At 28.6% G+C, this 24036-nt stretch carries 21 protein-coding genes, 1 tRNA gene and 3 pseudogenes; 10 read left to right on the top strand and 15 right to left on the bottom strand.

Annotated elements, in window-relative coordinates; genetic code table 11:
* Positions 1 to 457, top strand: a pseudogene (locus F7B34_RS02790) (ATP-binding protein); the annotation flags it as partial.
* A gap of 192 nt (positions 458 to 649) precedes the next feature.
* Positions 650 to 1966, top strand: a complete 1317-nt coding sequence (locus F7B34_RS02785) for a flippase (protein WP_292460187.1) — start codon at positions 650 to 652, stop codon at positions 1964 to 1966.
* 13 nt (positions 1967 to 1979) lie between these two features.
* Here the strand turns inward: F7B34_RS02785 and F7B34_RS07815 are convergent, their stop codons facing one another.
* On the bottom strand, positions 1980 to 2303 hold the full coding sequence (locus tag F7B34_RS07815) for a DUF1616 domain-containing protein (protein ID WP_367116335.1): 324 nt from the start codon (positions 2301 to 2303) through the stop codon (positions 1980 to 1982).
* A gap of 79 nt (positions 2304 to 2382) precedes the next feature.
* Here F7B34_RS07815 and F7B34_RS02780 point away from each other — a divergent pair, with 79 nt between their 5' ends.
* Positions 2383 to 4095: a hypothetical protein gene (locus F7B34_RS02780; protein WP_292460185.1), complete on the top strand. Its 1713-nt coding sequence runs from the start codon at positions 2383 to 2385 to the stop codon at positions 4093 to 4095.
* A 14-nt stretch (positions 4096 to 4109) separates the two neighbouring features.
* On the opposite strand, the gene F7B34_RS02775 is transcribed toward F7B34_RS02780, so the two are convergent.
* The 12 genes and pseudogenes from F7B34_RS02775 to F7B34_RS02720 all read right to left on the bottom strand — a co-directional run bounded on the left by F7B34_RS02775 (position 4110) and on the right by F7B34_RS02720 (position 16684).
* Positions 4110 to 5309 carry a glycosyltransferase family 1 protein gene (locus tag F7B34_RS02775; RefSeq protein ID WP_292460183.1) on the bottom strand — a complete coding sequence of 400 codons (1200 nt, stop codon included), beginning with the start codon at positions 5307 to 5309 and terminating at the stop codon, positions 4110 to 4112.
* Positions 5310 to 5317: 8 nt separating this feature from the next.
* On the bottom strand, positions 5318 to 6442 hold the full coding sequence (locus F7B34_RS02770) for a glycosyltransferase family 1 protein (RefSeq protein WP_292460181.1): 1125 nt from the start codon (positions 6440 to 6442) through the stop codon (positions 5318 to 5320).
* Positions 6443 to 6454: 12 nt separating this feature from the next.
* Positions 6455 to 7546 (bottom strand): glycosyltransferase family 9 protein, encoded by a 1092-nt coding sequence (locus F7B34_RS02765; RefSeq protein WP_292460179.1) that lies wholly within the window; start codon positions 7544 to 7546, stop codon positions 6455 to 6457.
* Positions 7547 to 7558: 12 nt separating this feature from the next.
* Complete coding sequence (locus tag F7B34_RS02760; RefSeq protein WP_292460178.1) at positions 7559 to 8248, bottom strand: glycosyltransferase family 2 protein; 690 nt, start codon at positions 8246 to 8248, stop codon at positions 7559 to 7561.
* 88 nt (positions 8249 to 8336) lie between these two features.
* Complete coding sequence (locus F7B34_RS07845; protein WP_292460192.1) at positions 8337 to 9167, bottom strand: GDP-mannose 4,6-dehydratase; 831 nt, start codon at positions 9165 to 9167, stop codon at positions 8337 to 8339.
* Positions 9168 to 9281: 114 nt separating this feature from the next.
* Positions 9282 to 10391: pseudogene (locus F7B34_RS02750) on the bottom strand (GDP-mannose 4,6-dehydratase); the annotation flags it as partial.
* Positions 10392 to 10408: 17 nt separating this feature from the next.
* On the bottom strand, positions 10409 to 11323 hold the full coding sequence (rfaD, locus tag F7B34_RS02745) for an ADP-glyceromanno-heptose 6-epimerase (RefSeq protein WP_292460176.1): 915 nt from the start codon (positions 11321 to 11323) through the stop codon (positions 10409 to 10411).
* A gap of 774 nt (positions 11324 to 12097) precedes the next feature.
* Positions 12098 to 13009 carry a F420-dependent thioredoxin reductase gene (gene trxR / locus F7B34_RS02740; protein ID WP_292460174.1) on the bottom strand — a complete coding sequence of 304 codons (912 nt, stop codon included), beginning with the start codon at positions 13007 to 13009 and terminating at the stop codon, positions 12098 to 12100.
* A gap of 14 nt (positions 13010 to 13023) precedes the next feature.
* Positions 13024 to 14056: pseudogene (locus F7B34_RS02735) on the bottom strand (hypothetical protein).
* A 212-nt stretch (positions 14057 to 14268) separates the two neighbouring features.
* Positions 14269 to 15072 (bottom strand): SPFH domain-containing protein, encoded by an 804-nt coding sequence (locus F7B34_RS02730; protein ID WP_292460172.1) that lies wholly within the window; start codon positions 15070 to 15072, stop codon positions 14269 to 14271.
* A gap of 20 nt (positions 15073 to 15092) precedes the next feature.
* Positions 15093 to 15536, bottom strand: coding sequence for an NfeD family protein (locus F7B34_RS02725; protein WP_367116334.1), 444 nt, complete (start codon positions 15534 to 15536; stop codon positions 15093 to 15095).
* Positions 15537 to 15613: 77 nt separating this feature from the next.
* Positions 15614 to 16684, bottom strand: a complete 1071-nt coding sequence (locus F7B34_RS02720; protein WP_292460171.1) for a nucleotidyltransferase family protein — start codon at positions 16682 to 16684, stop codon at positions 15614 to 15616.
* Positions 16685 to 16864: 180 nt separating this feature from the next.
* Here F7B34_RS02720 and F7B34_RS02715 point away from each other — a divergent pair.
* Positions 16865 to 16938, top strand: a tRNA-Val gene (locus F7B34_RS02715).
* Positions 16939 to 17093: 155 nt separating this feature from the next.
* Here the strand turns inward: F7B34_RS02715 and F7B34_RS02710 are convergent.
* On the bottom strand, positions 17094 to 18119 hold the full coding sequence (locus tag F7B34_RS02710; RefSeq protein WP_292460170.1) for a CPBP family intramembrane glutamic endopeptidase: 1026 nt from the start codon (positions 18117 to 18119) through the stop codon (positions 17094 to 17096).
* 354 nt (positions 18120 to 18473) lie between these two features.
* On the opposite strand from F7B34_RS02710, the gene F7B34_RS02705 reads away from it, so the two are divergent.
* From F7B34_RS02705 to F7B34_RS02690, 4 genes are all read left to right on the top strand, one after another.
* Positions 18474 to 18953: an RNA-binding protein gene (locus tag F7B34_RS02705; RefSeq protein WP_292460169.1), complete on the top strand. Its 480-nt coding sequence runs from the start codon at positions 18474 to 18476 to the stop codon at positions 18951 to 18953.
* Between the two features lie 51 nt (positions 18954 to 19004).
* Positions 19005 to 19631 carry a HemK2/MTQ2 family protein methyltransferase gene (locus F7B34_RS02700; protein ID WP_292460168.1) on the top strand — a complete coding sequence of 209 codons (627 nt, stop codon included), beginning with the start codon at positions 19005 to 19007 and terminating at the stop codon, positions 19629 to 19631.
* 42 nt (positions 19632 to 19673) lie between these two features.
* On the top strand, positions 19674 to 20417 hold the full coding sequence (locus F7B34_RS02695) for a Nif3-like dinuclear metal center hexameric protein (RefSeq protein ID WP_292460188.1): 744 nt from the start codon (positions 19674 to 19676) through the stop codon (positions 20415 to 20417).
* A 106-nt stretch (positions 20418 to 20523) separates the two neighbouring features.
* Complete coding sequence (locus F7B34_RS02690; RefSeq protein WP_292460167.1) at positions 20524 to 20913, top strand: HTH domain-containing protein; 390 nt, start codon at positions 20524 to 20526, stop codon at positions 20911 to 20913.
* A 48-nt stretch (positions 20914 to 20961) separates the two neighbouring features.
* Here the strand turns inward: F7B34_RS02690 and F7B34_RS02685 are convergent, their stop codons facing one another.
* Positions 20962 to 21264, bottom strand: coding sequence for a monovalent cation/H+ antiporter subunit E (locus tag F7B34_RS02685; protein WP_292460166.1), 303 nt, complete (start codon positions 21262 to 21264; stop codon positions 20962 to 20964).
* Positions 21265 to 21414: 150 nt separating this feature from the next.
* Between F7B34_RS02685 and pfdA the strand changes: the two genes are divergently transcribed.
* Together pfdA and F7B34_RS02675 are read left to right on the top strand one after the other, a co-directional pair.
* Positions 21415 to 21849, top strand: coding sequence for a prefoldin subunit alpha (gene pfdA / locus F7B34_RS02680; protein ID WP_292460165.1), 435 nt, complete (start codon positions 21415 to 21417; stop codon positions 21847 to 21849).
* A 429-nt stretch (positions 21850 to 22278) separates the two neighbouring features.
* Complete coding sequence (locus F7B34_RS02675) at positions 22279 to 23868, top strand: DEAD/DEAH box helicase (RefSeq protein WP_292460164.1); 1590 nt, start codon at positions 22279 to 22281, stop codon at positions 23866 to 23868.
* Positions 23869 to 24036: the final 168 nt, after the last annotated feature.

The raw sequence follows: 24036 nt of genomic DNA, 5'->3' as shown, positions 1-24036 counted from the left end.
ATAGAGAAACTGCCTTAAAGTTTATGGATTTTTTATCCAATGAAATATTGAATAAAAATCTCTCCAATGAAGAAAAAGAGGAAATATATTTTTATGTTGGTGGGAAGCCAGTTTTAATTTATAAAGTTATTGATAAAATGAGGTATGAAGATTTAGATGAGATTTTAAATTTTATGCTTAAGGATGAGATTTCGAAGTTGGAGATGTTTTTAGATATTTTAGATTATATTGAGCCAAAAATAGATATAAGAAATAAAAGTATAGAGGTTGAAAAAGGAAATATAATTGAAACATTAAAACTATTTAAAGATAAATATGAAATTTCGAAAAAAGAAATTTCTCCTCCTGTGTATATGTATTTGGTTAAGGAGAATATCTTATTCCTAAATCCTATATTGATGGAACTTTAAAACCACAATCATTTTTAATTTGGAATGCCATTAAGAGGGTGGTTTAATTTTTATTTAGTTTATATTTTCAGAGCGGTTATTTTATATTAGGAGAGCCTAACATTATGAAATATTAATATTTTTTCATATTTTATGGGAGCTCCGATGATTATTGGTTTAAAACATGGAAATACTTAAATAAAAAGAGAATTAATATAGAGTATTAAGTTTTAATTTTTTAATATATAATTGGGGTTAAGATGAGCACAGTAAAAAGAATTGCTAAGAACACGGGGATTTTATTCGTATCCAATATTATATCCAAATTTTTTGGTTTTGTTTATACCATCTATATGGCGAGATATTTGGGGGTTGAGGGATTTGGTATTTTATCTTTTGCCTTAGCATTTACTGGAATGTTTGGTGTGCTTGCAGATATGGGATTACAGCCTTTAACTGTTAGAGAGGTAGCAAGAAATACAAATTTAACTGGGAAATATTTGGGAAATATTACACTTATAAAATTTATTTTAGGTATAATTACTTTTGTGTTGGTTGTTATTTCTATAAATCTAATGAACTATCCAGCAGAAACTGTTTATGTTGTTTATTTAATTGCATTTTATGTCTTAATTAATTCTTTTAATAGTATGTTTTATTCTATATATCAAGGTCATGAAAGGATGGAATTTGTGGGAATTGGAAGTATATTGAATAGTTCTTTAATGCTTTTGGGTGTTTTTATTGCCATGTATTTTGGGTTTAATGTTGAAGGGTTTGCATATATCTATTTGATTTCTGGAATTGGGGTTTTGTTGTATAATTTAATTATTTCCACATGGAAGTTTGTTAAACCAAAAATTGAAATTGATTTAAAATTTTGGAAGGAATTGTTAAAAGAAGCTTGGCCTTTTGCATTAATTGGATTTTTTGTTATTATTTATTTTAGAATAGATACTGTGATGTTGGGTATGATGAAAACAAGCGATGTTGTTGGATTGTATTCAGCACAGTATAGAATTATTGATGGACTTGTAGGGCTTATTCCTTCTGTTTTATTTACTGTGTTTTACCCAGTAATGTCAAAAAATATAAATTCCCGTGAAAAATTAAAAAAAATATTTCTTAAATCATTTCAAATATCATTAATTATTGGATTATTGATTTCAATTTTTGTTAGTTTATTTGCAAAAGAAATAATTATTATATTATATGGTCAAGAATATGTTGGAAGTGTTTTAGCTTTTAAAATTTTGATATGGGCGTTTTTTATAATATGTATAAGTACAATGACAAGTGGTTTATTAAACTCAATGAATAAACAAAGAATTGTTGCATTTGGAACTGGTGTTGGAGCTTTAATAAATATATTATTAAATTTATTATTAATACCTAAATATAGTCTAAATGGTGCGGCTTTAGCTACGGTTATTACTGAGGTTTTTGGATTTTTGATTTATTTTTATTTTACGGGTAAGTTATTGAAATTAAGGAAAAAAGATTTAAGATTATTGCTTAAATTTCCAAACAAAAATAATATAAATGATATTTTTATAAAAATTTTTAAAAAAAGATAGCTTTAATATAATTCTATTTTAACAAATTATATCTTTTAATAACAATCGTTATTGAGAAAAACATATTCCATAATAATAATGTCCATAGTATATTACATGATGAAATTCCGAAAGTATAACTTATAAATAGACCTAATAATCCAATAATGCAAATACTTAATACCAAATATAAACCAAATTTTTCTAAACTAGTAAATAGTTCATCATCAAAAAATAAACTATTTATAAAAAAATATCCGGGAAAGAATAATGATATTATACATCCCACTATAATTTGTAATATAGTCCATACATCATAAGATATTAAACAATATTCAATCAAAAAACAAAATAACATGATAATTACATCAACATTTAATTTCAACAATTTCAGTAAATTATTATACATTATATCACCATATAAAGGAGGAAAAATTATGAAAATTAAAGCATACCATGGTGTTATATTATTGTTAATATTTATAATGGGTTTATATATAAACACCGTAACCTTGAATTTTCAATGTGATCCATTTATACCAACAACAATAATTATGGCAAAATCGATTGGTGAATTCGGTAGTATAACTGAAGCATGTGATTATATTTCAAATGCTGCAAAATATTCTGCATGGCAAGATCATACGAAGGATTTTATAAAGTATGAACCTTTGTCCGGAATAATAGTGTGTATCATAGCTAAAATGACTGGTTTAAATGAATATACTGTAAGTTATCTACCAATTCCTTATATAATATATTGTATATTTTTATATCTTATATTTAAAATATTATATTCGATAAATACTAAAATAAGCAGAAATCAAAATTTGAACATATTTATATTTTTTGTGGTTTTATCTGGAATATATGCATTTATTTGTAAATTCGTAATAGGAAAGTTTTATGTTATGGAATATCATGGTATTTATTGGGTATATATCTTAGCTATTTATTATCTTTTGTTAAAATATTTCATATTAAATAATAATCATGAAATTATACAAAAAATATTTTTATTAATATATATAATATTCATAACTAATTTATTCACACATTATAATTTTCCGATGACAATTTTAGGGGGGTTGATAATATTTATAACGGCTTGTATGTTGTTAAAATGTATTGGTTTAAATTTATTAAATAATAAGATAGATTATCTAAAACATGCTATACCAATTTTCATAATTTTGATAACATTACAAAATTTTTATTTTTTAAATTTGAGTCATGCTGGGAATTTTTTGGATATTTTTGATATATTGATAAATACAGTAATAAACAAAATTACAGGCTCTTCGTCAGGAGTTATTTCCTCATATAGTGGTTATGTATATACTACACAATGGATGTTTTTTAGAAAATGGTGGCATATATTATTTGTATTATCTGCAATTTCTATATTTATAACAATTACATTATATTATTTAAAAAATAAAGATAAAAATGTTAATCTTATGTCATATTTTTACACACTCATATTAGGAAGGGATTTTACATGGATGTATACCTATTTTATAAATTATGGTGGTAATTTGTCATTTTATTTGCCAAACAGTTGGTTTTTAAATTCTTTAATATTAACGCCAATTACCGAATTATTAAATTCTAAAAAGATATTTTGGAAAAATACTGGAAAATTATTTTTAATAGGGGCATTCATTCTTACATTGTTTTTAATATTAGATAGTTCCTTTGAAGCATATTATGCAATTAGTGGATATAGTCCATTTCCTTATCAAGTTAGAAATGATGGAGAACAAAGTTTCAATTTTTTAATTAGTAACATTGATAGACCTGAAATAATTGTAGGATCATTAGAATCAAGCTCTGCATTATATGCTGAGATGTCAAAATATAGTATATCTAAATTGAATATAATATACCCAAAACCTGCTTTAGATTACATGCTAATACCAGGAGTTAAGGAGCACAAAAGTATTAATGAAATATATTATTCGCTGAAAAAAGGTCGAGTATCTAAATTCATATTGACAAAATACGAACTTGACAAAGGATTCGTTGGTGGATTAACTGTTGCCCCCCTTACAAAAAATGAAACAAAAGAATTAAAAACGATATTAGATACTAATGAAAATTTAATATATGATTCTGGAAAAGCTAAAATTTATGATTTTAATTATTAATTTCCCTTTTTTATTTATTTCATATTATAAACTTCTTCATAAACTTTTAAAGTTTCTTCTGCACATTTTTTCCAACTAAATAATTTGGCTCTTTCTAAACCTTTCTTAGATAACTCTTCTCTTAATCCGTCATTAGTTAAAACTTCATACATTTTATTTGCTAATTCATCAACATCGTAAGGATTAACCATTATTCCCGCATCTCCAACAACCTCAGGTAAAGAAGAAGTATTTGAAGTAATTACTGGAGTACCGCATGCCATTGCTTCTAATGGTGGTAATCCAAAACCTTCATACAGGGAAGGATAAACGAATAAAACCGCTGCGTTGTATAAAGCAGGTAAGTCTTCATCTGGAACATAGCCTGTAAATATAACATCCTTTTGTAGGTTTAGTTTTTCTATGGTCTCAAAGATAGATTTGTATTTCCAGCCTTTTTTACCGGTGATTACTAATTTATGTTTTATTCCTTGTTTTTTAAGTTTATAGAGTGCTTTTAATAATGTTGGAATATTTTTTCTTGGCTCTAATGTTCCAACGTATAATATAAATGGATAGTTTAAATTATATTTTTGTTTTAGAAATGAGCGAAGCGAATTTCTAGCAACGAAACCTTCGGTTTCGTCTAATATTTTATTTATTTCATTTTCTTTTAATGGTTTGTAATTTTCATTTGCTGCTAAGTGTATTACTTTTATTTTATCCTCTGAGATTTTAAAGTGTTTTATTAAGTCTTGTTTTGTGTGATGTGAAATTGAAATTATTTTATCTGATTTCTTTAAAACTAATGGAAAATAATATCTATGCATTAATACTTTACTTTTTTTATGAGTTTTAGGATATAATAAGGGTGTTATATCATAAACTGTTAAAATTTTTTTAGGTTTTTTCAATGATAAAAAAGGTCCAAAATGATACACATCATGAATTATATCGAAATCATGTTTTTTTAATACATGTGGAGTTATTATCATTTTTTGAATCTCATGACCTAATGGTATTTTAGGCACTGGAATTATAATTTCACTTAAAAAATTGTATTTATTTAACAGTATATTTAAATGCTCGCACTTTTTACGATGAATTATAGTATATCTATTATCGCTATTTTTTTTATATTCTATTTTAAAAAGTTCTATTAATACATTGTATGTATATGAACCTATTCCCGTTTTTATATCATCTATTGGATTTGCAATAATCCCTATTTTCATTTTTCCCCTCATTTCATATTATAAACTTCTTCATAAACTTTTAAATGCTCCTCAGCACATTTTTTCCAACTAAATAATTTAGCTCGTTCTATACCTTTTTTAGATAGTTCTTCTCTCAATCCGTCATTAGTTAAAACTTCATACATCGCCTTAGCCAACTCATCAACATCGTAAGGATTAACCATTATTCCCGCATCCCCAACAACCTCAGGTAAAGAAGATGTATTGGATGTAATTACTGGTGTTCCGCACTGCATAGCTTCTAATGGTGGTAATCCAAAACCTTCATAAAGAGAAGGATAAACGAATAAATCCGCTGCGTTGTATAAAGCAGGTAAGTCTTCATCTGGAACATAGCCTGTAAATATAACATCCTTTTGTAGGTTTAGTTTTTCTATGGTTTCGAAGATGGATTTATATTCCCATCTTTTCGGTCCGGTTATCACCAATTTATATTTTATTCCTTGTTTTTTAAGTTTGTAAATTGCTTTTAATAAAGTTGGAATATTCTTATTAGCAGATAATGCCCCCACATATAATATAAATGGATAATTTAAATTATACTTTTCTTTTACTTTGTTTATTTCATTTTCTTTTAGTGGTTTATAATTTTCGTTTGCTGCTAAGTGTATTACTTTTATTTTATCTTCTGGGATTTTAAAATGTTTTATTAAGTCTTGTTTTGTGTGATGTGAAATTGAAATTATTTTATCAGATTTCTTTAAAACTAATGGAAATAAATATTTGTATCTATAATAATTTAATTTAATAGATGTTCTAGGAAAAATATAAGGTATAATGTCATAAACAGTAATTATCTTTTTTTGGTATTTCAACTTACTAAATAATGCCACACTTTCAGGACTATGAATAACGCCCACATCTAACTTTTTTTTATTAAGATAATAATTTAAATACAAATGCCAGAAATAAAAAGGTTTCTTTGGAAATTTTTCAAATGGATTTTTTACAATAATTTTGCTTAATTCGGGAAACAGATGATTTTCTTCATAATTTATTAAATAAATATTTTCTTTATCAATTTTTGAAAGTTCGTTTATTAGATTATAAACATAATTTCCTATCCCTGTTAATGGTCTATTTAATCTATCTGAAATAATCCCTATTTTCATTTTATCGACCTTTTAAATCAATTCAATATTCAATTTTCCCAAATACTCCTCAAACTCCCTAAAAACTTTCTCGGGTTTTAAATCTTTCATACAATCATAAGGTTTAGACATAAATCCGCAATGAGGAATATAAAACGGTTTATAATTATCAGGAACAACAACCTTGCAATTTTCAGAGAATGGATGAATATACTTATAATCAACAGGTCCAAACATAGTAATTTGTGGAGTTTTAAATAAAGATGCACAATGGGCAAGACCTGAATCAGCAGAGATAAAGAAATTACATTTAGATATTAAAGCAATAGTCTCTCTAATAGTCAAATTTTTTGCCATAATTAAATTATCTAAATCCAAATTTTTTAAATATATCTCATGTTCTTCTTCACTTGGACCTATAAATGCTACAAATTTAATATTTTTATATTTTTCATTTATTTTTAATAATAATTGTTTCCAATATTCAAAATCCCACATTTTAAACGGTGGTTTATTGCTAGTCCCAGTGTGAATCCCAATAACAAATTTATCATTTAATTTATTTTTGCTCCAAAATTCTTCAGAAAACTTTATTTCATCATTATTTAAATAATATTTTAAATTTAAATCTCCATCATCAAATTTAAAAAATGGTTTTAATAAATCAGTCATTAAATATACAGCATGTTTTTTATCATTTATATCCTTTGGATGGGTTAGTAGTAGTTTTTCGAATAATCCAAAATTGTATTTATAAATGATTGGGATTTTCAATTTCATGCTCAAAAATTTAAACAGATAATTGCAGGTATATTGTGTTTTTATTTTTGCACCAGTTAAATATAATATAATGCCTGATAGAATACCTTGTGGTGGATAAATTGTCATTGCAAAATCGTATTTTTCATTTTTTAATTGTTTGATTAATTTTAATCCTTTGATAAGATTTTTAGGATTGAATATGTATATATTTTTTACTCTAAAATCCTTAGAAAGTAAATCTTGATTTACTTTTGAACTAACAAGAACATCCACATCAATATTATTTTTATATAAAATTTCAATAACAGGTAATGTAGTTATTGCGTTACCTATTCCAGAAAGAATTATAATCAAAGCTCTCAATATATCCCCCAATTATCTCCTAATCCAAGCTTTCAACATTACAGGAAATGCTGTAAAAGGATATTTCAAAACCTTTAACCGAGAAACTCCATGCATTCTTTTTTCAAATACAATTGGAACTTCTTTATATCTCAAACCTTTTTTACCTGCCCTTATTATGATTTCCTGATGAATCCCCCACCTATCGGCTTCCAAATCAAGCTGTTTAGCAGCATATTTATTAATTGCAACTAAACCACTTTGTGAGTCAGTTGTTGGAACTCCCGACATAATCCTTGTTACTGTGGTGGATATATTATTACATGCGATTCTAATTTTGTAGTTAATATTCGCTCCTTCAGTATATTCCCCTAAAAATCTTGAACCTACAACTATATCTGCTTCATCATTTATAATAGGTTCGCAAACTGGCAAAATATCTTCCTTTCTATACTGCCCATCGGCATCAAAAATAAAGCAGATATCATACTCAGAGTTAGTAAAATATTTATAACCTTCCCTTATTGCAACCCCCTTTCCCTTATTCTCTTCAAAGGTAATTACTTCAACACCACATTCCTTTGCATACTTCGTTGTGTTATCAGAGCTCCCATCATCAACAACTAAAATCCCATCAACAATATCTTTAATATTTTCAAGTACTATCTTAATAGATTTCTCTTCGTTATATGCCGGTATCAATGCTAAAAGTTTCTTGTCCATGGTATCATTCCTTTAAATAAAAAATTAAAAAATATCGGAGCTCACATAATTCATTTTAAATCTGAGCTCAGTGAAATTATATTTAAATTCATTTATTTCCAATCCTTTCCAAATCCTTTTCAACCATCATCTTAACCAATTCTTCAAATTTAACTTTTGGTTCCCATCCGAGCTCCTTCTTAGCCTTTGAGTAATCACCAATTAATATATCAACTTCCGCAGGTCTGAAAAATTCAGGATTAACTTTTACCAAAACCTTTCCAGTGTTGGCATCTTTACCAACTTCATTGACTCCCTCCCCTTCCCATTCTATGTCGATTCCAACAACCTTAAACGCATTTTCAACAAATTCTCTAACTGTGTGAGTTTCGTTTGTTGCTAAAACAAAGTCATCTGGCTTATCGTGCTGTAATATTTTCCACATACCATAAACGTAATCCCCAGCATAACCCCAGTCCCTTTTAGCACTTAAATTCCCCAACTCAACAAAATCCTGTAATCCATTGTATATTTTAGCAACAGCTATTGTTATTTTTCTTGTTACAAATTCTGGGCCACGCATAGGACTATTATGTATTTTAAACAAATTAGGTCCTGTTGCAAAAGTTTGCGATTCCGTTTGAATATCAAAGAACCATCCATCAGGAGATTCTGTATCGATAATTTTAATTACTTCATTTAAATCTTTCCTAAGGTGTTCTCCTTTGCCTGTTGGATTTGGAGCTCTAAACTGAACATAGTAATATCTTCTACCTTCTCTATACTCACATTTGCATTTCACAGTTTGATTTGAAAAATGTTTAAATACAAATATTAATCCCAAACATAATGTTGCTGAGCTCGTAGTAAATCCTTTATATTTATATTTTTCGTTGCCATTATTCCTTCCATCTGCTAAATAATATCCATCAAAGAACATTTTTTTAGTTTCTACATCTGAATTTAATATAAAAATAGGAACTCTTTTTTCTTTACTGTGTCTTGTATATATATGGTCTTTAAGCCATAATCCAAAATAAGCATCGTTATTGATGTCCAATTGCCATACCTCTTTTTTGCAATTTTCATAACTTCCAGGACCGTATGTATTCAATCTGTATGACCAGCCAAATTTGTTTGTTAATAGTTCAGCCATTTCTATTAATTGTTCTTTATCTGTGCCTGTTAATCTTATCCTACCTCTTTCATCAATATATCCATCCCCAACTAAAAATCCAATGAATTTTGCCAATGAACCATCTAATTTCAAGTTTTTATCACTTTTTGGATATTTAACACAATATACTTTATCCCCAATATTAATATATTGTGTTTTTACTTCGTCATTATCCTCAGTAAAACAGACATGGTCATATGTAGCTTCATAACATGACTCTCTTGTTTGAATTAATTTTAAAGGTTTTTTACTATCTTGATAACAAGTTCCGTTCAGTAATTTTGTCCATTCATCTCCATTCCATACATAAGTATTATCTTTGTATTTGTTTAACATGCCCTCATATCTATGTTTTTCAGTTCTGAACAAATCTTCAATTGGTAATATATCAATCATGCCATCGTTTAATTTTAATATTAAAGGTGAGTTTTTTGGTATAGATTCATGATTGAACAGGATACCATTGCTCATAAATAGGTCATAACTTTCTCTGTAATTTTTAATTGTCCAAAATCCTGCTAATTTAGAAACTCCATAAGGGCTCCTTGGATAAAATGGAGTGGTTTCTTTCTGTGGAATTTCCTGAACCTTTCCATACAATTCAGATGTTGCAGCAAAATAAAGTTTTGAAGATGGTGTATATTCCTTTATAGCATTAGCCACATTTAAAGTTCCACCAATATTAACATCGTAGGTAAATCTTGGATTTTTAAAAGAGAATCCAACAAAACTTTGAGCAGCTAAATGATAAACTTCGTCAGGCTGCACTGCTTTAACAACATCATCCATGAATAAATTATCTGTAATATCCCCCCAGTGGATATTTATCTGTTCTTTTTCTTCCTTTGATAGATGTTCCAAGTTTCCCAGGGAATTTTGACTATTTCTTCTAACAATTCCATGAATTTCATATCCTTTTTCCAAAAGTAGTTTTGTTAAATAGTATCCGTCCTGTCCTGTTATTCCAGTTATAAGTGCTTTTTTCATTATGTACCACCTCTATTTTAAATATACCTATTCTCCTTCAACCATTCAACATAATCCTTAACAGCATCTTCAAAATTCCATTTAGGTTCGTAACCCAAATATTTTTTTGCATTTGTTAAATCTGCCTGTGTAAAATCTTGATAAAACTCTTTATAAGGGTTGTCAAAATACTCTGGTTCATAGTCAAAGCCTAAAACTTCATTTAAAACTTCGATAATATGATTAAAAGAAACGGCATTCCCACTACCTGCATTTACAATGCAGCTCTCCTTAGCATCCAATGCCAATAAATTTATTTGAACAATATTTTTAACATAAACCTGATCTCTCTTCTGCTCTCCCCATTTGAATATTCTTGGATTTTTTCCATCAACCATTTGTTTTGCCAACTGCCAAACCATTGAAGCCATTTTTCCCTTATACTGCTCCCTTGGTCCAAAGACATTGAAATATCTCAATCCAACTATATGGGAGTCAGGATAATCTTTCATATATTTTTTAGCTATGCAGTCGCATATCCACTTTGAAAAACCATATATATTATTTGGTCTTCCAGCATATTCCTCCTTCTGCGGAGATTCAGCATCACCATAAGTTGCCGCAGAGGATGCATAGATAAACTTTATATCGTTTTCAACGGCAAAATTTAGAAGTCTTCTGAACCCCTCTGTATTTATTTGCATCATTAACTTCTGGTCATTAACTGTTGTATCTGTTATAGCAGCCTCATGGAAAATAACATCAACATCTTTAAATTTATCCAAATCAACATCCAAAATACTCTTAGAGACAACATCCCCCTCATAACCAAGGAGATTTTTAAAATTTCCGCTTGAAAAATCGTCTAAAACAATTGTATCGTATCTTTTCTGCAACTCCAATGCAATATTGGAACCTATAAATCCTGCACCTCCTGTTATCAGAGCTCTCATAATTTACCTCGCTATAATAATTATGGTTATAATAATTATGTAATTATTTATGTATGTAATAATATATATATATTTTATTATAACATATTTATACATTTATCGTGAATATATATTATTATATATTTTTTATTAATAAATTTTGTTTAAAAGGTTTTAAATTTAAATAAAAAGAAATTTTAATTTATTCCGCGAGAAGTCCCCTTCCGTTATAAATCCTTTGGATTTTAACTTCGTTGTGATTGTAAAATCTCCTCGCTTCGCGAAGATAAGGAATTAAAAAATCCTTCATTTCGCTTACGAAGTAAGCGAGCAAAAAACCGAAGGTTTTTCTAATTGTAGCATTTCCGAACAATAGTGAGGAAAACTTAAAACCGTTAGGTTTTAGGTCTCTGCTTCGCTACGGGAGGATAAATCCTCAAAATCCCTTCGGGATTTATACGGTTTCCTCGCTATCGCTCGGAAATGCGGGCAAACATTTATATGGTAGTATTCATATATGATAATGTTAGTTATAGATGTATCTGCACTATCATCATCTGAGAAGGCTGAGAGTGCTGCTCAGATGTAATACTTTATAACCATTGATTGCTTAAGTTTTCTAAAACTATATTAAGTCAGGGCTGGGAGAGTCCGTTGTGCCTGTTTGGCGAATCGAAGATTCGCTAAATCTCAAAATGGACGAAGTCCATTTTAAGACGGAGGGATTATTCCCTATGAGTCAGGAAGCCCCTCCTGTAATGGAAGGGTAATTCACAAGTTTATGGTTATTAATAATTATAATTTATTTAAATACTTTGAAGCACTGGCAAGTGCAACTGTACCTTCACCAACGGCTTTGGATACCTGTAAAACTCCCCCTACAATATCTCCACAGGCAAATATACCATCAATGTTTGTTTTGCATGATTTATCCACTACCACAAATCCACTTTTATTTAATTCTATACCGCTACCTTCTAAGAATTCAGAGTTTGGTATATGTCCCATGCTTATAAAAATACCATCTGCTTTTATTTCCTTTTCTTCTCCGTCGATTGATACCAAAACACCCTCTGCTTTATCACTACCCAATATTTTTAAAGGTTTTGCATTGGTAATTACTTCTATATTTTCAGCATCATTCAATCTTTCCATCATAATACTTTCAGCAGCCCTGAGCTCCTTTTTATCTGTGATAACTGTTACCTTTTTTACAATATCCTTTAAATTTAATGCGGACATAACCGCAGGAGTTCCCCTTCCAACAACTATTACCTCTTTGTTCAAGTAAAAGAATGCATCACAGGTTGTGCAGTAGGAAACCCCTCTTCCAACGAAATCATCTTCATTTAACCCCAATTTTTTATCCTTTGTTCCTGTTGCTATTATTATGGCTTTTGCAGTATATGTGTTATTTTCCCCAATTACTTTAAAAGGTCTATCTGATGTGTCGATTTTTTTAATTGTATCATGGGCAATATTTAAATTAAATTTCTTTGCATGTTCTACGAACTTTTGAGCCAATTCAAAACCTCTTATATTGTCAAATCCAGGATAGTTTTCCACAATACCTGCTTCTGCTATTTTCCCTCCTTCATTCTCTTTCTCTATACAAAGAGTGTTTAATTTTGCCCTCATTGCATATATTCCAGCTGTTAATCCCGCAGGACCTCCACCAATTATTATTAAGTCATATACTTCATCCATAATATCACCTGTTTTTATTTCAATATATATTTATTGATGTTATCTTTTAAATATTCCATACATTTTTTACAGTCTCCATTTATATGATTTTCAAATTCCTCAATGTTGTTTATTTCATCATCATTACACAGGAAGGCATGTAAATTATAAGACGCACATCCGTATGGAGATTTACCTTCATTTAATCTAAACTTTTTTAATCTCTTCCTCAATAGGATTATTTAAGTAGAATACCTCATAATCATAGCCTTCATTCATTACTGGCTTATTTGTGAGAGTAGGCGGGCTTCTTGTAACTACTGCGGAGCTCCCTGAAATCATGCTGGCATACTTCATTCCCTCAATACTTGAAGCCGGTTCAATTATTGTTGTTTTGTCCTTATTGATGGCTTCTGGAAGGAACGAAACTTTTATTCTTAACCATGTGCTTTCCTCGGCATTGGTTTCTATAATCTCCCTACCTTTTTTAGACATGTTTGAGTTGTTTAAGTAAAACTGATAGTGTTCATTGCAGAGCTCTCTCAATCTACTGTCAAATGATGATTTATGTGTTGGGAAGTATTTCAATTTTCCAGATTTATTTTTATTATTATTTTTTAATTTTTTATCGTAGTATTTTTTAAAATTTTCCCCAGCTTTTTTTGTTAGTTTAAGAGCTTCTTCAAATGAGATTTCTGTTTTATACTCTATAAGTTTTGCATATTCGTATGTTTCTATAATTATGCTTGTGGTGTATTCCTCTTTTGTCTCCACAGCTATGGAAACATAATCCTCAAATGTAGGGTGCCTCATGAGCATTTTTTGAACTTCCTCGATAGTGGTATCCTTATTTAAACTTCTTATCTCCTTTGGAGTTAATAGACATGGTCCCGTTGTAATGTCGTTGTATATTTCATCTCCCATCATACCGATAAATCTATAACTTTGCAAATTTGTGAATTCGTGCTGATTTACAGACTTTAAATGATTTTTCTCTATAATCCTATTCCAATATTGTGGATAATTATGTCTCCAATAAAGATTTGTAAATTTTTGACAGATTACCAATCTACCACCCATGTAATTTTATGAATAATTTATTAATTATATATAATGTTTATTATTATGGCATAATATTGAACTATTATGATTTATAATATTGCAGGTAGTATATATGGTTTTTGTAATAAATATATAAATATAAGAATATAGTAATATGATTAAAATAAAAATAAAAAAGATGATAATAATAAAAATTAAACTAAAAATAAAAAACTTAATTATTTTTTAACAAGTTTCTTTGCAATATCCATTATATTTTCAGATATTATATATTTTGTATTTTCCTTTAACACTGTGTTAGTTACATCAAGTGCTTTATAGAGCTGTGCTTCATCCTTAAAATACTGCTGTGCTGCTTCTGCAACAATTTTTATTGCCTTTGCCTGTCCCTCAGCTTCAATCCTTAAACTCTCAGCTGTACCTTCTGCCTTTAATATCTTGCTTTGTTTCTCCCCTTCTGCCTCCAATATCGCTGCTCTCTTTAATCTCTCAGCCTTCATCTGTTGAGTCATGGCATTCTTTATATCTTGTGGTGGCTCTATCTCCCTGAGCTCTACCTTTTCAACTCTTACACCCCATTCATCAGTATCCTTATCAAGTGTTTCCAATAGTTTTGAGTTTATAAATTCTCTCTTGTTTAAAACTTCATCCAGTTCCATGCTACCTATTATTGCCCTCAATGTTGTTTGGGCAAGATTTACTATGGCATATTCATAGTTTTGAACCTCCAACAGAGCTCTCTTCACATCTATAACTCTATAATAAACTACTGCATCTATTGAAACTGCGGCGTTATCTCGTGTAATCATTTCCTGTGGCGGAATATCTATAACTTTTGTTCTTATATCTATTTTCATAGGCTCCTCTATAATTGGTATCAATATATTTACACCTGGCTTTAACAATCGAGAAACCTTTCCTAACCTAAATATCAAACCCAATTCGTATTGATTCACAATAGTTATGGATTTTATTATTATATATAATACTATTACACCTATTATTAACCATAACCAATTCATAATTCCCCTCCATTTTTAATTTATTTTTTAATATTATTATCCATTACTTTATTATTTATTTTTTCAACAACCAATGTTACTCCTTCTACACTTATTATTTTAGCAAGGTCCCCTTTTTTTAACGGTTCTTTTGATTTAATATGCCATTTTTCATTGTCTATGGTTATTAAACCATAACCCTGTTCATCCAAATCCTCAGGTATGGTTATCTCCCTTCCTACGAATTTTTCAGCCCCTATTTTTATATCGCTACCAACGTTATAAACTAGACGATACATAATATATACTGTAATCAATCCAGATAATATTGCCACAGGCAATGCAAGTGAAGGAAAAAATATTAAGAATATACCATATATTAACAATGCAATGCCTATTGCTGAAAAATAAAGTCCAGGTGTAATCACCTCAAATAGAATTACAATCAAACCCAATAGTATAAACAAATAACCCAAACTCAACATAATATAAACCCATTTTTAAATTTTTTACTATTTTATAATTATTTTAATTTATATATTTATTTTTTATATTGAAATGATTAAAAATTTTTATTTATTGCAAGTATTTTTATTTTTGAAGGATAATTTGATATATATTTTGAAATAATCTCGTTCTCTATTCGAGCTTCGAGTTTTGATAAGATTCTTTCCTTATAATGTCTTGAAAATCCATATGGAATTGCCTTTTTAATCTCATCGATACTACCATAGGGTCTATTTTTTTCTAAACTCTTTGCTATATGCTTTGGAATATACCTTTTTAATTCATATTCATTTGCAGTTTCCAATATTCTATCCTCAAACCTTTTTAAAATAATATCGTTTAGTTTTCCCTTATCGTGATACCTCTTTAATATATCCAAGGTAGTTTCTGGAAGCATATTTTTTATTTCATCAAACTTTCCGCTAAATATGCTTTCTCTAATTTTCGTTCCACTTATATTACCCATTCTTTCTACAAAAACAAATTTTGGTTTAAAGTTGATGTTGTAGTTTTTATTAATTTTATATATGGTTTTTGACATAGAAGCTATAATATAATTATCTATTTCAAGCTTTTTACATATAAACTTACCCGTCTCAATACATGATATATTATATGGTTTTACACTTATATGACATCCATGATTTATGCAGTTTATTATATCTTCCATAGGTTCCTCCTTGATATATCCCCTCGGTATAATCTCGGCGCCAAGATTGTAAAACATCTTTATAATGCATTGCATATACTGACCAGAACCCATTATTCCCATGGGAGGACCTTCAATAACCATATCTGCACCAGCTTTTATGGCCATTTCAGAACGAATATATCTATCAAAAAGGTAAGGGATGCCTCTTCCACTCCTTTCAAGTGGTGCTGGAAGTATGGCTATAAAGATACCGTATTTTTTACCTTCATTTAAACAATGGTTATGCCCTCTATGCAATGGATTATACTCTGTGAAATCTGCAACAATGCTGCATGGCTTTTCTTCTAACTCTTTTTTATATTTAATTTTATCAATAATTTTTTTAAATTTACCTATACCTATATTATCTTTTTCTTTTGAACATTTTATTACTTCATCCCTATCTTTTAAAAAATTATTTAAATATAGTTCCATAATCACACCATATATAAAAAATAATCCTTATATTTTTAAATTCTTTATATTGATAAATATTATGGTAGTGCAAAAATAACCGCTAAACCAAAAACTTTATATATTATAAATTCATTGGTTATTTTGATGAAATATTATAAATCTTAAAAAATTAAAAAATTAAAAAATTGAAAATAATTTGGGCCCATGGTCTAGTTGGCTATGACATCGCCCTTACAAGGCGAGGGTCGCCGGTTCGAATCCGGCTGGGCCCACTATTTTTATATAGTTTAAACTACGAAGCGTAGCTAAGATATACTAATTTTTATATCCATATATATTTATTAATTAAAATATATAATTAGTATAATTAAATGTTTTTTTAATTTATTTTGGAAAAGATATATCTATAGTATTATAATTAAATATTTTAAAATAAACCAGTAAGTGATACAAAATCATATATTGTATGTATTAACGCTGTTGTTGAAGTATTTGTTTTTTGCCTTATAATTCCAAGCATATAACTAATTAAAAATATATCCAATAATGCCACAATTGAAAAGTATTGAAAATGCAAAATAGTAAATAACAAACTTGTATAAATATTCCCAAATCTTGGTTGCAATGCTCCTCTAAATAGGAGCTCCTCACTTAAACCCACAATAAAAGATAAAAATATTATATTTGTAAGAGATGGTGCCATCTGATTTATAGATTGAACAACCCTTTCTACATTGGAGGATTCCACTGCCATCTTTGTATTTATATCAATTCCAATATTTGGAGCTATTAAATATACTAATTTACTTATGTAAAGAGGAACATTCCATATGATATAGTCGATTAAATAAACTGCTACAAACCCAAGAATCACATATTTTATGTTTGGAATATATATGCCCAATCTATTTAGACATTTGTATATTCCCCTTCTAGTTCCAAATCCAACACCTATAAATGAGTATAAGAACATCAATACATGAAAACTTAGCTGGTCCATTAATTGAAAAAAACCATATAATAATATCATAAGGTGATTTCCTGCTGTGGTTACATAACCTATTGGGTTTAGTAAAACATATAATGATAATGGAAAAAAGATTCTGTGGGTTATCCTATTCCATTGTAAGTTCATATTTAGTTTTTTTACAAAAAGGTTGAAAATATTTTTATTTACTAATAAAATTATGGATAAACTTATTATTAATATTACAACAAATTTATATATGTAATAAATATTTAAATAAAATAATGATGCAAACATACATATGTTAAATAATATCGTTAATTTTATAGATATATCTTCGAATTTTTCATTTGATAGTGCTTCTACTAAATTAGCCAAATAACTTATAACTGCAAAAAAAGAGAATATAATATTTATCAAACTTGACATATTATGAAGATATAGGGCACATATTATTAAAAATGATGATAATATTATATCTGTCATATTTTCTCATTTTAATTTTTATTTTCTGTCTTAAAATGAACTCTCCCATCGCAAATCAAAGATTTTCGAGCTAAAATCCGAAGGATTTTTCAAGCCCTAATTAATGTAGTTTTAGAGAACTCGAAAAGAAATAGTTATATGTAATCTACCATCTAAATAGCAGATTTCATCTTCTCAGATGATAATAGGGGATACCAATTATATAATTATTATATAGGATATGCTACTATATAAACATTTGCGCATTTCCGAGCGAAACGAGGAAACCGTATAAATCCCGAAGGGATTTTGATAACTAATATTCTTCTTAGAAGGATTTCTTGGGAAATAAATTAATTTAAAAATGGTGATATATTGGAAATAAAAAGAAGATATTGCCTAAAAAAGAAGGAACTAAAAAAAATAAAAGAAGAATTGAATAATATATTTGGGGTTGAAATATTTCCAAAAAAGTCCAATGGTGAGCTCGCCATAACTAGTGAATATGATATAATTTTGATAAATAACGAATCTGTGGCATTTAAAATAAACGATAAGATATATCCTACCTTAAAAGTTTTAATGAATCATAATCTAAATAAAGGTAAAGTAGTAGTTGATATGGGTGCTGTGAAATTTATAGCAAATGGTGCAGATGTGATGGCTCCTGGCATAGTAGATGCAGATGATAACATTGATGAGGGAGATATTGTTTTTGTGGTGGATGAGACATACAATAAACCCCTATGTGTTGGCGAGGCATTAATAGATGGAAAAACAATGAAAGAATCAAATAAAGGTAGGGCAATTAAAACTATCCATTATGTTGGAGATGATATTTGGAAATTATGCTAAATAAAAAATATTTTATATTAAACTTTTATTAAAATATAAATTGGAATAACCATGAGGACAATAAAGAATATATTGATAAAAATCCATCCAAAAGTTTATGAACCCGCTGAGGATAGTGAGCTTCTATTGGATAATTTAGTGAATGTGAAAAATAAGATAGTTTTAGATGTGGGAACCGGAACTGGTATTCAAGCAATAAATGCTATAAAAAGAGGAGCTAAAAAAGTAGTTGGAATAGATATAAACCCCTATGCAATAAAAACTGCAAAAGAAAATGCATTATTAAATAAACTAAAATTAAATGAAGATATTTTCTTTTTTGAAAGTGATTTATTTAAAAATATGGGTGAGATAAAGAATAAACTCAATATCAATAGATTCGATGTAATTCTATTCAATGCCCCATATTTACCAACATCAAAAGAGGAAAAACTTGAAAAATATTTAAACTACGCATTTGATGGAGGTATTGATGGAAGAAAAGTTCTTGATAGATTTATCGATGAAGTTGGAGATTATTTAAAAGAAAATGGAATAATTCAAATAGTACAATCATCATTAACTGGGGAAGAAAAAACGCTAAAATTATTAAAAAAACATGGATTTAGGGCTAAAAAAACTGCATCAATGAAGTTCCCATACGAAGAGGTGCAGATAATTTTGGCAAAACATATATAAGTAAAATATTATAAAGGGGAAATAATTATGACAAACAAAGGTATTAAAGCACAGGATATTATAGAATTTATAGAAAAATTTGCACCACAAGAGTTAGCAATTGAGGGGGATAACATAGGCCTTCAAGTTGGGGATGAAATTAGTTTAAAAAATATTGAAAAAATTGCTATGGCATTGGACCCCTCTCTGAATGTAGTAAAAAAGGCAAAAGAAGAAAAAATTGATTTTTTATTTACACACCATCCTATTTTGAAAGACCCTACAAGAACATTTACAGGTTTAATATATAAGAAATTAAAGATACTAATGGAAAATAATATAATATTGTATTCTGCCCATACAAATTTAGATATATGTAAAAATGGATTAAATGACGCCCTTGTTGATTTATACAAATTAAAAGATGTTAAATATTTATACGAAAATGGATTAGGTAGAATAGGAACATATGATGGAACTTTTGAGGAACTATTGAATATTACAAAAGAGCATATTACAAAAAACCCCACTATTGTAAATTCCAATGCTGTAAAAGATAAAGAAATTCTAAAAGTAGCTATCCTATCTGGTTATGGATTATCCCAAAAATCTATAACATATGTTTCAGAGCTCGCAGATGTATATATATCTGGGGATTTAACCCATCACTCAAAGATTCTTGCAGAGGACCTTGGGTTATGTTTAATAGATGGGGGACATTATGGAACTGAGGTTTATGGATTGAAATTATTTAAAAAATATATGGAAGATGCATTAAATATTAAGATAATTTCATTAGATTTTTAATTTTTTAATTTGCATGAAAATGTTAAATATTAGAAGCAAATAAAAATGATGTATGTTTATGGAACGACGCCATATATTAAAATATTTTAATCCCTGTGATAAAAATATGATACCTGAAACATTAAATTTCAAAGGTTATGGAAAAAATTTAGATTTTTGGACATTCTTAGAGCATGCTTATGAAAAGGATTTAAAATTAGATTTAGGTCATTTTATAATATTATGTATATTGTTGTATATCAATGAGACATACTCCAAACTCATAGAAGAATTTGGAAAAAAAAAGGCTAGAAGGATATTGGAGAATGAGAAAATATTCTCAAAAAATTCTGATTATATATCCGGAGAGTATTTAAAAAAATATATCAAAAGGAATAGTCGTGGGGCAGTTCATTCAAGAATTAGAGACCTAAAAAAATTGGGTTTTGAAATACACACTAAACCAGGATTTTTAGGAGGTTATAAATTATTAAAAACTCCTGAATGGTTTAAATAATTTTATAATAAAAAATTAATATTTTTAATTAAATTTTTATATATCTTATCAGTCGAAAATCTTTTTGATATATGGCTCAAAAGGAACAATTTCATCTCTTTTCCTTGGACTTATCGTGGCGATTTTTAATCTCCTCTTTTCAGGAGATAACCCTATGGTCAATGTTCCAGGTGTTAAAGTAATACTGCACGCTAAAAGCACCTGACCTATCAAGTTGTTTATATTAGTTTCTATTTCAACAACTTGTGGGTTTATACATCCATTTACACTTCGCCTTACAACATCGAGCCATGCCTCACTTAAAGCCTTCAATAAAACAAATATATACCCTACAACACCAAAAACCTTCATATAAACACCCGTATAATATAAATTTAATTTTATAATTATTAATAATTATAAATATCTATATATAGTTTGTGATTTATAAGTGCTATAAAAATATAAAAAGGATATATAAGATAAATGAAAAATATTTAAAAAATATTTTAAGGTGAAAGAATGAATGAAGAAATACAAAAGCAATTTTATGAATTGGAATTATATAACCAACAGGTTAAAAAACTCCAAGATGAACTCGGAAAAATAGAGATTATGAAAATGGAATTAATGAAATCAATAGAATCTATGAATGGATTGAAAGAATCAAAGGAAATTTTAGTGCCATTGGGTGGCGGAGCATTTGTAAAGGCAGAAGTTATTGACAGCGAAAATATTATAGTAGGAACTGGTGGAGATGTTTTTCTTGAAAAAAACATAGCCGATGTTATAGAAGACTTCAAAAAATCCTCTGAAGAACTAACTAATGCGGAAACTATGCTTAAAGAACAAATAGATAAAACTATTAAATTTATAAATAAAATGCAGCAAGATTTGGAGAAAAAAGTTAGATTAATGGAAAGCCAGCAGCAACCTCCTGCATCAACTTCTCAATAATAAACTATATATACGATGGGGTTTAACTATATATGTTTTTAGTTAAATTTAGTTGAATTAAAATTAGACGAAAACTTTCGGTTTTCGTTGTCCACTTACTTCGTAAGTGAGGGTATGACTTTTTTAATTTTTTAAAAGTTTTTTTAATTTTTTTAATTTAACTAAAAATGTGTGCTTCCACATATTTGGTGTGAATCGTCCAAAAGGGAAATAATTTTGGATGTATATTACAAGGAACATTATATGTCATAATTATTTACAAATGCCATATATAGTAAATGCTGTGGGAGCTCATATTTATAATAAAAACTGGGGGAGATTCCAAACTTGCTTCTAAATATTTAACCATAATATTTGGGAGTAATTATGAAATTCGAAGATTTTGTTTTTGGACGCCCCCCTGCGATAAAATTAAAATAGGTTGATTATATGACTATAACGGAATTTAAGGAGTTAGGATTATCTGAAAATATAATAAATGCATTAGAAAAAAAAGGATTCACAAACCCAACACCAATCCAAAAGAAAGCAATACCTATCTTATTAGAAGGAAACTTGGATATCATAGGTCAGGCTCAAACTGGAACTGGAAAAACTGCGGCTTTTGGAATCCCTATGATTGAAACACTTAATGAAGGTTCAAAAAATGTACAAGCTCTTGTGCTCACCCCAACAAGAGAACTTGCCATACAGGTCTCAGATGAGATAAACTCATTGAAAGGAAATAAAAATTTAAATATTATTCCAGTTTATGGCGGGCAGCCTATAAACGAGCAGATAAGAAAGTTGAAGAAAGGAGTAGATATTGTTGTAGGAACTCCAGGGAGAATTTTAGACCATTTAAATAGAGGAACTTTAAATTTACACAATGTTTCTTATATTGTTTTAGATGAAGCTGACGAAATGCTGGATATGGGATTTATAGATGATGTCGAAGAAATTTTAAAATATACAAATCCCGACAAAAAAATGCTTCTGTTCTCAGCTACATTGCCTAGGAAAATCATGGGATTGGCTAAAAAACACATGAGAAAATATGAGGTAATAAGTGTTAAAAAAGAACAATTAATTACAAACATGGTGGAACAATTTTACTATGAGGTTAGGAGTTCCGATAAGTTCGAGGCATTGTGTAGAACAATAGATATGAACAATGACTTTTACGGATTGGTATTTTGTAAAACTAGGGCAGATGTAAATGATATAACAAATAAACTTGCAAATAGAGGATACAAAGCAGAAGGTATCCATGGAGATATCGTTCAAAATCAGAGGGAAAGAATATTATCTAGATTTAAAAATAGACGGTCAAATATCCTTGTAGCAACAGATGTTGCAGCGAGAGGTATTGATATCAATAACCTCACTCATGTTATAAACTACTCGCTTCCACAGAATCCAGAGTCCTATGTTCATAGAATCGGAAGAACTGGAAGAGCTGGAAAAAGAGGGGTAGCGATTACATTTGTTCAACCCGATGAAATCAGAAAATTAAAATACATAAAAAAGATAGCAAAAACAGACATTGAAAGAAGAGAGCTTCCAACTGTGAAAGATATTATAAGTGCAAAGAAGTCATCAATTATCGACAATATTTCAAATAGTTCTAAGGAATACAGTGAAGAATATCTTGATATAGCCAAAAAATTATTGGAAGAAAATGATGCTGAAAAAGTTGTGGCATCTCTTTTAAAATATATCTTTCAGGATGAACTAAGCGAAAAAAGATATGGTAAAATCAAACAAAATAGGCATGTTAAAGAAGTTAAAGAAGGTCAATCAAGATTATTTGTAGCCCTTGGAAAGAAGGATGGAATGAATCCTAGAGAACTTGTTGAATATATAGAGAATAAATCAGGTGTAAGGGGAAGATATATAGATGATGTTGCAGTATTTGAAAACTTTTCATACATCACAGTTTCTTCAAGAGATGCTAAAAAAATCATAGATACAGTTGGTAGAATTAGGAGAAATGGAAAATCCATTGTTGAATATGCTAAAAAAAGAAAAAATTATTAATTTATTTTTTTATTTATTTCGAGTGTGTCTAAGATAGGAATTACATACAATACCAAATATTAATAAATATATATACCCAGATAAATTCGAGTAATAGAAGTTAGTTAAGGAAGTATAATTTATCTCTGAATCTGTTTTAAAGCTCCGAAGAAACTATATATTCCTCTT

The sequence above is a fragment of the Methanothermococcus sp. genome (assembly GCF_015523155.1).
In the GTDB taxonomy this organism is placed as follows: Archaea; AGJL01; Methanococci; order Methanococcales; family Methanococcaceae; genus Methanofervidicoccus.
Note: the sequence above shows the minus strand (reverse complement) of the source record. Positions and strands in the feature narration are given on the sequence as shown.

Excerpts from the sequence above, each read along its gene's own strand:
- F7B34_RS02690 (WP_292460167.1), top strand. The coding sequence starts at position 20,524 with ATGATACCTGAAACATTAAATTTCAAAGGTTATGGAAAAAATTTAGAT.
- rfaD (WP_292460176.1), bottom strand. The coding sequence starts at position 11,323 with ATGAGAGCTCTGATAACAGGAGGTGCAGGATTTATAGGTTCCAATATT.
- F7B34_RS02675 (WP_292460164.1), top strand. The coding sequence starts at position 22,279 with ATGACTATAACGGAATTTAAGGAGTTAGGATTATCTGAAAATATAATA.
- F7B34_RS02775 (WP_292460183.1), bottom strand. The coding sequence starts at position 5,309 with ATGAAAATAGGGATTATTGCAAATCCAATAGATGATATAAAAACGGGA.
- F7B34_RS07815 (WP_367116335.1), bottom strand. The coding sequence starts at position 2,303 with ATGTTATTTTGTTTTTTGATTGAATATTGTTTAATATCTTATGATGTA.
- F7B34_RS07845 (WP_292460192.1), bottom strand. The coding sequence starts at position 9,167 with ATGTTCTTTGATGGATATTATTTAGCAGATGGAAGGAATAATGGCAAC.
- F7B34_RS02780 (WP_292460185.1), top strand. The coding sequence starts at position 2,383 with ATGAAAATTAAAGCATACCATGGTGTTATATTATTGTTAATATTTATA.
- F7B34_RS02725 (WP_367116334.1), bottom strand. The coding sequence starts at position 15,536 with ATGTTGAGTTTGGGTTATTTGTTTATACTATTGGGTTTGATTGTAATT.
- F7B34_RS02720 (WP_292460171.1), bottom strand. The coding sequence starts at position 16,684 with ATGGAACTATATTTAAATAATTTTTTAAAAGATAGGGATGAAGTAATA.
- F7B34_RS02770 (WP_292460181.1), bottom strand. The coding sequence starts at position 6,442 with ATGAAAATAGGGATTATTTCAGATAGATTAAATAGACCATTAACAGGG.
- F7B34_RS02785 (WP_292460187.1), top strand. The coding sequence starts at position 650 with ATGAGCACAGTAAAAAGAATTGCTAAGAACACGGGGATTTTATTCGTA.
- F7B34_RS02760 (WP_292460178.1), bottom strand. The coding sequence starts at position 8,248 with ATGGACAAGAAACTTTTAGCATTGATACCGGCATATAACGAAGAGAAA.
- F7B34_RS02730 (WP_292460172.1), bottom strand. The coding sequence starts at position 15,072 with ATGAATTGGTTATGGTTAATAATAGGTGTAATAGTATTATATATAATA.
- trxR (WP_292460174.1), bottom strand. The coding sequence starts at position 13,009 with ATGGATGAAGTATATGACTTAATAATAATTGGTGGAGGTCCTGCGGGA.
- F7B34_RS02700 (WP_292460168.1), top strand. The coding sequence starts at position 19,005 with ATGAGGACAATAAAGAATATATTGATAAAAATCCATCCAAAAGTTTAT.
- pfdA (WP_292460165.1), top strand. The coding sequence starts at position 21,415 with ATGAATGAAGAAATACAAAAGCAATTTTATGAATTGGAATTATATAAC.
- F7B34_RS02710 (WP_292460170.1), bottom strand. The coding sequence starts at position 18,119 with ATGACAGATATAATATTATCATCATTTTTAATAATATGTGCCCTATAT.
- F7B34_RS02685 (WP_292460166.1), bottom strand. The coding sequence starts at position 21,264 with ATGAAGGTTTTTGGTGTTGTAGGGTATATATTTGTTTTATTGAAGGCT.